The organism is Maribacter aurantiacus (assembly GCF_005780245.1).
Lineage (GTDB): Bacteria > Bacteroidota > Bacteroidia > Flavobacteriales > Flavobacteriaceae > Maribacter > Maribacter flavus.
Genome location: NZ_VBUK01000007.1, coordinates 43,496 through 55,771, shown reverse-complemented (window position 1 = coordinate 55,771; position 12,276 = coordinate 43,496). Strand labels below are relative to the sequence as shown.

At 36.8% G+C, this 12,276-nt stretch carries 16 protein-coding genes; 6 read left to right on the top strand and 10 right to left on the bottom strand.

Annotated elements, in window-relative coordinates; translation table 11 throughout:
* Nucleotides 1-53 precede the first annotated feature (53 nt).
* Nucleotides 54-563 carry a PepSY-associated TM helix domain-containing protein gene (locus tag FEK29_RS12190; RefSeq protein WP_138258717.1) on the bottom strand — a complete coding sequence of 170 codons (510 nt, stop codon included), beginning with the start codon at nucleotides 561-563 and terminating at the stop codon, nucleotides 54-56.
* 366 nt (nucleotides 564-929) lie between these two features.
* Between FEK29_RS12190 and FEK29_RS12185 the strand changes: the two genes are divergently transcribed.
* From FEK29_RS12185 to FEK29_RS12160, 6 genes are read left to right on the top strand one after another with little or no spacing between them, the layout of a single operon-like run.
* Nucleotides 930-1,364: a hypothetical protein gene (locus FEK29_RS12185; RefSeq protein WP_138258716.1), complete on the top strand. Its 435-nt coding sequence runs from the start codon at nucleotides 930-932 to the stop codon at nucleotides 1,362-1,364.
* Entirely contained in the window at nucleotides 1,361-1,645 is a 285-nt protein-coding gene (locus FEK29_RS12180) for a cupin domain-containing protein (protein WP_138258715.1), read from the top strand. Before FEK29_RS12185 ends, FEK29_RS12180 begins: the two co-directional genes overlap by 4 nt.
* Before the next feature lie 13 nt (nucleotides 1,646-1,658).
* On the top strand, nucleotides 1,659-2,963 hold the full coding sequence (locus FEK29_RS12175) for a TolC family protein (protein WP_138258714.1): 1,305 nt from the start codon (nucleotides 1,659-1,661) through the stop codon (nucleotides 2,961-2,963).
* Between the two features lie 4 nt (nucleotides 2,964-2,967).
* The gene (locus tag FEK29_RS12170; protein ID WP_138258713.1) at nucleotides 2,968-4,014 is read left to right on the top strand and encodes an efflux RND transporter periplasmic adaptor subunit; all 1,047 of its coding nucleotides are present in this window, start codon (nucleotides 2,968-2,970) and stop codon (nucleotides 4,012-4,014) included.
* Nucleotides 4,015-4,024: 10 nt separating this feature from the next.
* Nucleotides 4,025-7,132: an efflux RND transporter permease subunit gene (locus FEK29_RS12165; protein WP_138258712.1), complete on the top strand. Its 3,108-nt coding sequence runs from the start codon at nucleotides 4,025-4,027 to the stop codon at nucleotides 7,130-7,132.
* Between the two features lie 31 nt (nucleotides 7,133-7,163).
* Nucleotides 7,164-7,748, top strand: coding sequence for a TetR/AcrR family transcriptional regulator (locus tag FEK29_RS12160; protein ID WP_138258711.1), 585 nt, complete (start codon nucleotides 7,164-7,166; stop codon nucleotides 7,746-7,748).
* 8 nt (nucleotides 7,749-7,756) lie between these two features.
* On the opposite strand, the gene FEK29_RS17980 is transcribed toward FEK29_RS12160, so the two are convergent.
* From FEK29_RS17980 to FEK29_RS12120, 9 genes are all read right to left on the bottom strand, one after another.
* Nucleotides 7,757-7,930 carry a hypothetical protein gene (locus FEK29_RS17980; RefSeq protein WP_161595357.1) on the bottom strand — a complete coding sequence of 58 codons (174 nt, stop codon included), beginning with the start codon at nucleotides 7,928-7,930 and terminating at the stop codon, nucleotides 7,757-7,759.
* A 10-nt stretch (nucleotides 7,931-7,940) separates the two neighbouring features.
* Nucleotides 7,941-8,408 (bottom strand): DUF2190 family protein, encoded by a 468-nt coding sequence (locus FEK29_RS12155; RefSeq protein WP_044638308.1) that lies wholly within the window; start codon nucleotides 8,406-8,408, stop codon nucleotides 7,941-7,943.
* Complete coding sequence (locus tag FEK29_RS12150) at nucleotides 8,405-8,839, bottom strand: hypothetical protein (RefSeq protein ID WP_138258710.1); 435 nt, start codon at nucleotides 8,837-8,839, stop codon at nucleotides 8,405-8,407. Before FEK29_RS12150 ends, FEK29_RS12155 begins: the two co-directional genes overlap by 4 nt.
* Entirely contained in the window at nucleotides 8,839-9,375 is a 537-nt protein-coding gene (locus tag FEK29_RS12145; RefSeq protein WP_138258709.1) for a M15 family metallopeptidase, read from the bottom strand. The genes FEK29_RS12150 and FEK29_RS12145 overlap by 1 nt, the downstream gene beginning before the upstream one ends.
* A gap of 156 nt (nucleotides 9,376-9,531) precedes the next feature.
* Nucleotides 9,532-9,864: a hypothetical protein gene (locus FEK29_RS12140; protein ID WP_138258708.1), complete on the bottom strand. Its 333-nt coding sequence runs from the start codon at nucleotides 9,862-9,864 to the stop codon at nucleotides 9,532-9,534.
* Nucleotides 9,865-9,873: 9 nt separating this feature from the next.
* Nucleotides 9,874-11,214 carry a hypothetical protein gene (locus tag FEK29_RS12135; RefSeq protein ID WP_138258707.1) on the bottom strand — a complete coding sequence of 447 codons (1,341 nt, stop codon included), beginning with the start codon at nucleotides 11,212-11,214 and terminating at the stop codon, nucleotides 9,874-9,876.
* Between the two features lie 6 nt (nucleotides 11,215-11,220).
* Entirely contained in the window at nucleotides 11,221-11,619 is a 399-nt protein-coding gene (locus FEK29_RS12130; protein ID WP_138258706.1) for a hypothetical protein, read from the bottom strand.
* Nucleotides 11,558-11,923, bottom strand: a complete 366-nt coding sequence (locus FEK29_RS12125; protein WP_138258705.1) for a hypothetical protein — start codon at nucleotides 11,921-11,923, stop codon at nucleotides 11,558-11,560. The genes FEK29_RS12130 and FEK29_RS12125 overlap by 62 nt, the downstream gene beginning before the upstream one ends.
* Entirely contained in the window at nucleotides 11,907-12,275 is a 369-nt protein-coding gene (locus FEK29_RS12120; RefSeq protein WP_240042743.1) for a hypothetical protein, read from the bottom strand. Before FEK29_RS12120 ends, FEK29_RS12125 begins: the two co-directional genes overlap by 17 nt.
* Nucleotide 12,276 lies beyond the last annotated feature (1 nt).

The following is a 12,276-nucleotide window of genomic DNA, read 5'->3' as shown; positions in this document are numbered from 1 at the left end:
CCAAAAAAAGAACCCGGACAATTGCCCGGGTTTTTTTTAAGGTTGCTAATGGATTACACCATCAAAAGGACTACCGTCAATAAAAATCCAGCAACGGCAAAATAGATACCCTTTTTATAAATGGGCGCTTTTGGATTGATCATAAAAAAGGCGGATACCGAAAAAAACAGCAAACCTATCCCAAATAAGATGGCTAGCCAAAATAAGGGATTCCCCTGGTGCATCTTATGCAGTTTGTTCATTTTTTCGATGACAATGGGCTGACGTTTTTCCGTATAGGATACATCGCCCGTAGCTTTGTTATAGGTGCCATTGCCAAAATAGACAATATCGCCTTCGGTCTTATCGACCTTGAAGAAGCGCATTTTAAGTTCCTCCCCAAGTTTTTCCTCATTGAGGCCTGCAGGTACGGTTTTTGTAATTGTTACCTCCTTTTTTAGGAAATCTGTGTTACGAAAGGTCAGCACAATACCACTAATGGCATAAACGGCCATTATACCAGCAAGGAAAAAGCCTAGATAGCGGTGAAATTCCCTAAAGGTGTTCTCTGATTTTCTACTCATAATAATATTGGTTATTTAGTGTCTCTAATTTTAGAGGCCTAAAATAGGAAAAGGTTTAATGGGGAAGACTTAATTTTTGCTGGTATTCGAATGATTTTCTAAAAAAATAGAATCCCTATTTTTAAAAGAGGCTTTGGAGACTGCTTATATAAATCGAAATCATAATAATTTAAAAACCCTTGAAAATCAGTTGATTAACAAGGGTTTCTGTACAAGGAAACCGACAAATATCGAACTTTATTATGCAGGATGTGGACATAATTCTACACCATGCAAAGCTTGTGGGGATATCAATATAAATTGGAAAATAATTTGAAAGAAAAAATATTTCACTACCTTTGTTAGTGAATACTAACTAATGTAGTTATGAAAAGCATATTAAGAATAGCAGTAATAAGTTTAACTCTAATGACTATTAGCTGTACGAACCAATCAGATTCCAAGGAAAATTCTGAATCAAATAAGAATACCTACAATATAGAATTGGTAAACAATGAGAAATGGAAAGTGAACAAGGAAATGATGGTTCATATTAAAAATATGGAATCGGATATAAAGTCTACTTCAAATCAATCCAGTCGAAACTATGATGAACTTGGATCTAAGTTGGATGAGAATATAGGTCTTCTAACATCAAATTGCACAATGACAGGAAAAGCGCATGATGAACTTCATAAATGGCTACTTCCTTTTATTGATTTGGTAAAAGAACTCAATGCAGCAGATTCAAAAGAAGATCAAAAGCAATCTTTTGAAGCAATACAAGAATCAATGAATGAATTTAATACGTATTTCAAATGAATATAAAAGATAAGCACTCAGAAAAAGTCGTTTCTGCATACCCTTTATTCAAAGGAGTTGAAGGAAGCGCAACTGCAATACAAATCAAAAAAGGAGAACAGCTTAAAGAGCATATTACTAAAACGGAGGCTTTTTTAATTTGTGTAAGTGGTTCAGCTCGATTTGAAAATGAGAAAGGAGAAACACATGATCTTACAAGTGGCGATAGTGTTTTAATTGAACCAATGGTAAAGCATTGGGTGGATGGAATGGAAACCAGTCAATTGGTATTATTGAAATAAAATTTTTTGCGTTATGAGGTTAGTAATTACTAACGTGTTGATTTTATTATTAAGTAGTATAAATCTATACGGACAAACATGGACACTAGAGCAATGTATTGATAGCGCTTTTGCGAACAATCAGAAAATTGCCATTGCTGAGAATACTCAAGAATTATCAGCTCTGAAACATAAGGAAGTTAAATCCAATCTTTTACCAAAGCTTAGTATTAATGGTGAGTATAAATACTTCATTGAACTCCCTTATCAGCTAATGCCATTATCGGTTTTCGGTGGACCAGAGGGACAATTTAAAGAAGCTCAATTTGGAGTACCTCATAACATCAATGCAAATGTGTTGTTACAAGTTCCTATTTATTCATCAGGGCTGATGGGCAACATTAATAAGTTGGAAACTTCTCAAAAAATAGTAGAGCTAGAAGTCCAAAAGACGTATGACCAAATTTATTTTGAAGTCTCAAACATTTATCGAAATGCTCAGCTATTAAAGAGCCAAATGGTTTTTATTGATTCGACCATTTCAAATACAGAAAGAGTTAAGAAAAACATTGAATTACTAGCCGAACAAAAGTTAGCAAATCAAAATGATGTGAAGAAGTTGGAGTTAAAAGTATCCACACTCCAGTCGTATCAAGCCAATCTGGATGTCAAATTACAGCAAATCTATAATGCACTTCAATTGCTTACAGGAAGTGCTTCAACTATTGAGGTAGAGGACAATATATTAATGATTGACCTTATGCAGTATAAAGACAATGGCAATAAGGATATAGAAATCATTCAATTGCAACAAGAGATTGTCAATATTGATTTAAAGTCACTTAAACGATCTAAATATATACCAGAGGTTGGATTTGTAGCAACATACGGAACGCAAGGCTTTGGATATGATCAGAGTCCAAATCAGTTTCTAAACTTTTATCCTATTGGATATGCTGGAATTAGATTCTCTTTTCCTCTATTCAATGGTACGGTTACGAATAAAAGGATAAGTCAAAAAAATCTAGAGTTAGAGAACTTAAAATTAAAGGAGGAATTGACCAAAGATGCGCAACAAGTTGAAGTTGAAAATGCTGTTTTGCAATTAGAAAATGCCTTTAATAATGTTACGCTAAGCGAACAACAAGTCGATCTAGCTCAGGCCATCTATGAGCAGGAGGAAAAGAAACATAAACAAGGGCTAATTTCTGTGAACGATTTAATGATTGCACAAAACGAGCTTATTCAGAAACAGCAAAACTATCTTCAAAGTATAGCTGAATTCCTTGCAGCTGATTTAGAACTAAAAAAATTAACCAACAACATTTCAAATAATTAGGGTCATGAAAAGAATCATAAGCATATTAATAATTGTGGGCTTGCTCGCCATAGTTATTATCCAATTAGCTCAAAACAAAAAGGAAGCAGAAAATCGAGTTTATAAATACGATAAAGAAGCTCCAGTAAAAGTGTTTGGTGAAGTAGTAAAAGATATAAGTGAAATACAAAACAAAACATTTAGTGGTTTGTTTGAATCAATGAATGAAGTAAAAGTGAGTGCTGATATACAAGGCAAAATCACCCAAATCTTTGTGAATGAAGGTCAAAAAGTTTCCAAGGGGCAAGCCTTACTGAAAATGGATGACCAAATGCTTCAACTTCAATTGAATGTTCTTGAAACCAAATTAGGTGGTTTAAAAAAGGATGAAGCCCGCTATCAGACTTTATCGAATGAAGATGCCGTTCCTGCTATCACTTTGGAAAAAACGCAAAACGCAATTGCTACCATTGAAGCAGAGAAGAAAACAATCCTTGAACAAATCAATAAATCAACTGTTCGTTCGCCATTTAATGGAGTGGTCTCTATGAAGTTTTGTGAAGTGGGTGGATTTGCTTCACCTGCCGTTCCTTTGTTTGAACTAATCAATCAATCAGAATTAAAGTTTGTAATTAATGTTCCCGAAGAAGACCTCTATTTGTTTACAGAGAATCAACATTACTCTGTAACAACAGGTATATCTCCTAAATCTATTTCGGCAAGTTTAAACCAAGTAAGCAGTAAAGGTGGCATGGGAAACAGTTTCAAAGTTGAGTTTGCACTAGACAATTCAAATGGAATAAAACCTAAAATGAATGGTGAGTTAAAATTCGTTACCAATCAAAGCTCGAATGATGCATTAACTATATCCTCAAAGGCTATTATTGGATCTGAATCAAATCCAGAAATATATGTTGTATCCAATGGCAAAGCTGTTAGAACACCAATTTCAATTCTATCAAGAAACGGAGATTATCTATCTGTTAATGGTGAGATCAAAAAAGGAGATACGATTGTAACAGGAGGATTTATCAATCTTTTTGATAACGCCAATGTAATTGTGAACCAATAATCTAAATGTCATGAATATTACCGAAATTTCGATAAAGAGACCCTCCCTGATTATTGTGTTATTCAGTGTGTTTATCCTCTTAGGATACATTGGGTTTAAAAATTTGAGTTATGAGTTAATGCCCGATTTTAATCAGCCAGTTGTAGTAATTAAAACGGTCTATCCGGGTGCAGAACCTCAAGAAGTGGAAACATCTGTGTCTCGCAAAATTGAAGATGCACTTTCTAACCTTGAAGGAGTTGATTACTTGGTAACAAAATCATTACCCAATGCTTCCGTCATTATTGCCAATTTGGAGTATGGAACTGATTTGGACAAAACCATGCAAGATGCTCAGAGATACATTGATAACATCAGTAAAGATTTACCTGCTGATGTTCTTAGTCCTGAAATGAGTAAGGTATCTCCGAACGATTTACCGATAATGTCGATTAGTGCAACCAGTGATTTGCCTGCAACAGAATTCTATCAAAAAATGCAGGATGAATACTTACCTCAAATTCAACAAATAAAAGGGGTTGCAGAATTATCGATATTAGGTGGTGAAGAAAGAGAAATTCAGGTGCTTGTAGATGAAAACAAATTGGAATACTACAAGATTCCAATGTTGCAAATAGTGGAAGCGATCAATAGATCTGGTTTGGATATTCCAGCAGGTAAAATTGAAAATGGAATTCAATCCAACTCTGTTAAAATATCATCCAAGTACAATACAGTAGAAGACATAGAGAATATTCAGGTAGCTATTTTTCCTCCAAGCACTTCTATTTACATTAAGGATTTGGCAGTTGTAAAAGATGGAATTAAAGAAATTACTTCTGTCAGTCGTTACAATGGTAAAAACGGTATTGGTATTCTCCTCAAAAAACAAGGTGATGCCAATGCAGTTGATGTATCAACAAAAGTGAAAGAGAAATTAAAATGGATTGAAGATCAAAACAAGGAAAGTAATGTCAAATTCATTGTGGCAGATGATAGTACAGACAATACAATTGCTGCCGTTAATTCGGTTGTTGTCGATTTAATTATGGCAGTATTACTGGTATCGCTAGTAATGCTTCTGTTCTTGCGTAGTTTTAGAAACTCCTTGATCGTATTGGTCGCTATTCCTACCTCTTTAGTAACCGCTTTTGCAGTAATGTGGATGCTTGGTTACACACTGAATCTAATGACACTCTTAGCCATGTCGTTAATTATTGGAATTTTGGTAGATGACGCAACCGTAGTATTAGAAAATATCCAACGTCACCTTGATATGGGCAAAGATAAACGAACAGCATCAATGGATGGGCGTATGGAAATTGGTTTTTCCGCCTTATCGATTACGCTAGTTGATATTGTGGTCTTCCTTCCGATTCTCTTTTTGCAAGTATTTGTAGCGGATATGCTCAAACAATTCTCAGTAGTTGTGATAACTTCAACCCTCACCAGTTTGTTAGTTGGATTTACATTAACACCTTGGATGGCGTCTAGAATTGGTAAATCAGAAGACTTAAAGCCTACTAATTTCTTTAATAAGTTCTTGATTTGGTTTGAAGTTCAACTCGACAATTTTACCAATTGGTACGGAAACCAGTTAAAATGGGTGTTAAATCATAAACTCATTTTTACAGGAATACTTTTGGCATTGTTTGCGCTAACAGGAATTATGATGAAACAAAACATCATTGGAAAAGAATTGATTGCAACAGGAGATCAAGGAAAATTCCGTCTATCTCTGGAATACGATAAAACGACTTCCTTAAAACAAAATAACATTGTTTCCTATCAAGTAGAACAGTTTTTGTTAAGTCAACCTGATATTTCAACAGTATTTAGTAATGTTGGAGGTCCAAGTACAGGAATTGGAAGTTTGGGTGTCGGTTCTCCAAATATTACAGAATTCACTATTCAACTGAAGCCAAAAGAAGATCGAGATTTTCAACCAACAGAGACTTACATGAAGGATCTTAGAGCTGAGCTTCAAGATCAATTCGCAGGAATTAATTTCTCCATGGCAGGATTAGGTTTAATTCCACGCTCTGCACCTATTGAATTAACCATTAGTGGAGCTAGTTTTGAAGAAGTATTGGATGTATCAACAAATTTACAAAATGCCATACAAGAGATTCCAGGAGCAGATAATGTGCAACTGTCCGTAGAAAATGGTGCACCAGAATATCGAGTTATTCCAGATGATATATTAATGCAGAAATACGGCTTAACAGCAGCTTATGTGGGAATGAGTATTAGAAATGCACTAACTGGAAATGATGATGCAGTTTTGACCCAACAAGGGACAGAATATCCTGTAAGAATCTATATTGATGAGTTCAATCGAAACGAATATGACGATCTGAAAAACATGACCATCATTAATCCAAAAGGAATCCCAATTAAGGTGTCTCAATTTGCAGATGTGATTCAAGAAGAATCTCCATCACTACTGGAGAGAAAAGATAGACAGCCTGCTGTAACAATAACAGCAGATGCATTAGGTCGCCCTTCAGGAAGTGTAGCGGATGATGTTTTAGCTTATATCAATGAAAATCCATTACCTGAAGGAATGCAAATGACTTGGGGAAGTGACATAAAAAGACAGAACGATAGTTTTGGTGCTCTAGGTTCTGTGCTATTGATTTCATTTATTCTTATTTACCTCATTATGGTTGCACTATATGATAGCTTCATTTATCCATTTGTGGTATTGTTTTCTATTCCAGTTGCAGTTATTGGAGCTTTCTTAGCATTGAATCTTTCGCAAAGTCACTTAAGCTTATTTGCCTTATTAGGAATGATTATGCTAATGGGATTAGTGGTGAAAAATGCTATTTTAATTGTCGATTTTACCAATCAATTGAAAGCACAAGGAATGCACTACAAGGATGCTCTAATTGAAGCAGGAAAAGGTCGTATGCGTCCAATTTTAATGACCAGTATTTCTATGATTGTAGGGATGTTACCAATTGCCATGGCGCAAGGAACTGCAAGCGAATGGAAGAACGGATTGGCATGGGTAATAATTGGAGGCGTAACATCATCACTCATTCTAACAGTTTACCTAGTTCCAGTTGTTTACTATGTAGTTGATTCAATTAAAGAACGCTTTACAAGTAAAAAAACACTTGCAAAACAGTAATAAGTTAATCGCACTAACTTACCTTTGTAATATGGAGTACACGGCACGACAAATAGAGATCATCAATGCAGCAACCGAATTAATTAATCAGGGAGGAATTCAACAACTAACCACCAAAGCGTTAGCTGAAAAAATGGGGTTTAGTGAACCTGCAATTTATCGTCACTTCAAAAACAAGACGGATATTTTATCGTCCGTCTTGAATTACTTTGGAATGGGGTTGAAAACAAAGATGACCGAATTGATTCAAAGTGAAGATAAAGGGATAGAAAAGTTAAAACAGATCATTGACTTTCAATTTGAACATTTCTCCAATCATCCTGCCATTGTGATGGTTATTTTCGCAGAAACTAGTTTCCAGTATGAAGAGAAACTGTCAAGTGCAGTTCACAACATACTAACGAATAAAAAGGAGAGAGTTGTTAGCATTATTCAACAAGGACAGCAAGATGGCTCAATCCGTTCAGATGTAGATCCGAATCAATTAGCTTCAGTATTCATGGGGAGTATGCGTTTTACTATTCTTCAATGGAGATTAAACAACTATTCAAATGACTTGAGAAAAGAAGGAGTTATGCTTAGGCAAGTTATAGAAAAATTACTGAGAGGAATTTAATTTAGACACTATCTCAAATAAGCCTTCACCGCCTCTTTCAATTCAGAATTACCAGTTGGAGAATCGAGGTCTGAATAATGGAAAATTACAAACGGTTGGGCTTGACCGTCTTTTTGGTAACGGACACCAATCATTTTCTGACCGTTATTTTCCTGAATAGATAGCTTTAGTATTTCAATCATATCAATTGGTTTAATAAACTTCCGGTACACCTCCGGATAAAAGGGCTTTTACAGTTCCTAAAATGGCATTGGGTTTTGATTCTAATGCTTTGGCAAAAGTGCCCGGCCAGGAAGATGATGAAGCGTAACCTCTTCCATGAACATCACCGGTATAAATGTTGTCACCAATATTTACAGGAAAAACAGTCATTTTAATATCTGCAATACCTGATGTTTGGATGGTTACCAATTGACCTATTCCACCACCTGTTTTCACTACACCAATAACATCTTCGCTGTAATACAAATTAGTAGTCGTTACCGATAAAGGATTGTTTTTCTCAATGATTACCACATCACCGGGTTCTAAAATCTGAGCCGAACGGTTTGTTAGTTGAATTTCACTACCTCCAGTTCCACCTCCCGGATCTGTTCCACCAGTTTGCTCAACGATGGTTTGACTTGCTTTTACAAAACGTTGTTTATTGATATACCTCATGCGTTCTGTGGAGATTGATAGTATTGCACTCTTAAAACATGGTTTTTCCCTGCTTCAATTCCGATAACTCGAAAGCTTTCCAAATTCCATCGACCGGTAATTTCATAAAGGTCATTATCACCTAAAGCAATACCCGAATTTGCACTTGGATCACTGCCATTTTCTTTGAAACGAATTACTCTTGATTTATCCGTTATGCTTGCATCAGCTTCAATGGATATGGTCGCAGAAATCGCATTTTCAGGAATGGTCAATTGAGCCACTTCCGTATCGGTAACTGACAAGTCTTCATATCCTTGCTCAGTTTCAGGAATAGTGAACCTTCCGTTTTCACCACTTTGAATAAGTATCAGCTCTTCCAAGTAGTCTAACATGGAAGAGGCATTACCATTTCGATAGGCGTTTTTATGTACTCTTGTTGCTTCGCTCATTATGCTAGGTTTGCTAAGTTTTGTTGTTCAGTCCAAAGCTGTGCAATGGATTTACCTCCACGGTCGTAAAAATGTGGACGGTCTTTAAAAGAAGTCCATCGCCCTCCCCATGACAGACCAACACTTTCACCAATGGCTCCAATAGTATTCCATACCGATTCAGGCACTTTGTAATTGGCTCGTCCATCAACAATTGGAACGATATCTACCGCTACTCCTACATTGTGGTCCGACTGTCCGCATTTGGCATTGGTAACAATTCCTCCGGGAGCTGTTCGTCCTTGTGCATAGAGTTTGTTTTGCTCTTCACAATCACGGTAAGCACTGGTTACTTTAAGTGGAATGCCTGCCTTTTGGGCTTTGATGAGAAACTTCTCGACCTTCTTTCTTACTTCAGGTCGAAGCTGACGAAGCTTTAACTTGGTTTGAATATCCAGTTTCTTGTAAAGCCAACGGCTTGCAATAGCAATGCCGATGACACCTACAAGGATACCAACACCCATAAAGACTACCTTTTTATCTACCTGAACAGCCATTTGTTATGCTTGTTTTTGACAACTACAACCACCGCTTTCACCGCTTTGGCATTTGCAGCTCTTTTTCATTCTCAATAGGTTGATTGAAATGTTTGCAATGGACAAAACCATAAATGTTGCAAACAAGATGTTCATTGTTTTATTCTCCTTCATGACTTACTGTTTTATGCGTTTTAGCTCGTTAATTAATTCCTTGTTTTGTTTCTCCATGTGAACCACTTTTTTCTCCAAATCTTGGATGCGTTTGCGTTGGTTCTCTATTACTTTCTGTAACGCTTCTGTATGTTCCTCCGATTCTTTAATTCTCTTTTCTAACATTTGCGACCACTGTATCCAATTTGCAACAATCTGATTCTCTGCCTGTGCATGTAGGTTGATAGCCTCTGCCAACTTTACTTTTTTATCAGTACGCAGGCGAACAAGGATTTCAAGCAACTTCCAAAATCCGGTAGCTCCCAAAATCAGCGTTATTATTTTCCATAGTTCCATAGTCATCGTTTAAGCAGGTGAAGTAGCATCGTATTCGATTGGGTATCTAGCGATATAAGGATGAATATTGAATAGCAATTCATCGTTGGGATCTATAAAGGTTCCGCTTATGGACACCCTTCCATTACTGTCGATGTTGTAAAAGAAAGTCTGCCCACCATTACTGGTAAGTGTTCCGGATAAAGCTCCAGTTGGACTATTATTAGGTTTTGGAAAATTCATCATCCAACCACTAACTGAACCGGCTCCACCTGTACGCTTTAATCGAATATCTTTTATGAGTATCATATTTCCATTTACTACCGAATAGCGATTTCTTCCCGGTGTATGATACATGGTCGTTCCAATCTGTGCAGCCGTGATGGTGAGTAGTGATTCTCGATTCAGGTAATTATCCAATCGAGTTTTTAGTCGCAATGGTGTAATGGCTCTTTGGTTATCGGCTCCTAAATCCGTTTCTGCCTGAGTAGCAATTTCGATTAATCCAATAAGTGTTTCAGTCGCCAGTCTTGAATCCAAAAGTGTTTTTAGCTTCAAAGGCGTAATGGCACTCAAATCATCTGTTCCACCATTCACCAAGGCTTGTGAAGCCACTTTAATTATCCCTGCTATGGTTTCAGTTGCTTGCGAAACATTGCTTTGAATCACATTCCATGAAGCTCCAACACTTGCCTGATCACCTCCGGCATTATCCACCAAACAAACAATGACATCCATTTCCTGAACATCTTCTCCGGCAGCTCCACCAATTTTACCTCCTGTACTTACCGTATAGGCATCTCCAGCTAAGGCTGCCGGATAATTAGGATTTGTTGAGCAGTCAATAGTTCCTTTGTTTTCCCAAAGTCCTGTTACCTTATCTGATACATAGCTTGCAAGCTTTTGAGGGGTAACAAAAGTTGAGTTATTTGTTCCGGCATTGACTTCTTCAATCGTGGCAACTCTTGCTTTTCCTTCAACGGTTTCTGATGCCGTTTCAATGCTAGACTTTAACCCTGCCAACACTTGAAAGCAAGTCCCATCAAATAGCAATAGATAATGTTTGATGGTTCCCAAATCATCGGCAGCCAAATCAACCAATACACCATTCACGGCTTTCATTATTGGAACCGCTCCCTTACCATTGATATTGATTGTTGAAACGCCTGAATTACCATGATTGAATTTCACTTGAATACTCAATCCTTGTCGGTAAGCGTTTTTCAATGCAGGATCTAATTCTAACACATAGTCATCTGTTCCACCGGTTGTAACACCAAAACCACCGAGACTATTTTCCACCGGAAAATCACCTACATAGTTTAAATCGTTTAGGTTTACATCGCTGCTATATCCACCAATTGCACTCATAATTCTTTAATTAAGTATGGCTAAGATTCCTATGATGCCAATGCTTACTCCAAGTCCGGTTCCTAGGAAAATCTTATCTCGTTTATGTCGTTTCACTTCTGTTTTTAGATAACCCAATTGCAGGTTCACTTCGTTGTTCACCTCTTGATTATTGGCAATGATGCTTTGATAGTTGATCGCCTGACTTTGAAGCAGCTTTATGGTTGAATCCTGCTGCTGAATCAAAGAATCTTGCAAAGCCAGTTGGGTAGATTGCTCAACTGCAATGCTGTCCTGATACTTTTTCCCTTCCAGTTCAATCGCAATTACTTTTGCCTGACTTACTGTAAAGCAGAAAAGCGTATCATTCTGAATGGTGTAAACTGTCGGTTTTAAATTCTGCGAAAAACCGATACAGCTCATCATTATCATAATTACCAATAGCCCTAATCTTTTCACTTTTCCTGTATTTGAGTTGTTCTAAATCCTTGTTTCGTTTTTTTAATTCTTCTTTAATGCCTTCTTGTTTTTCCAGTTGTTCAGCAATTTGCTCTTGCAAACCCTGATTGATAGCTAGGAGGCTGTCGTTTTGCTGTTCCAGTTTCTTGATGGTTTGCTCGTAATTGGGGTTTGGATTAACCGACCTATCCTTTGAGCTCCAATACCATACAAAACCAATTATGGTCATCAGCCAAAGCAACAAGACGGCATAGCTAAGTCGCATTTTCATTTTCCTTTAGCGTTTTGTAATCCGTTCTTTTACCAGTGATATAGCGGACTAATCCATCTAAAATGAGTTTGTGAAAAACAAAGGCAAAAACGAAGGACTGAAACAGTACTTCGATATGTTTGACTTCATATCCTCGAATGAAATACAGAATCACTGCATAGACTAAACCCACCAATGCCGTCCGGTATCTTCGTTTGGATGAAATATTGGTTTTCTGCTTGATCTGACTGGTAAACTTTTGTGAGTTGATACCATATCCAATAATGATAAAAGTGAGAATGTAAGCCCAATCAAGGCTTTTCACATATCCCATAATTTGTGTCGCTATTTCCGTAATAATTCCTGTATCCATA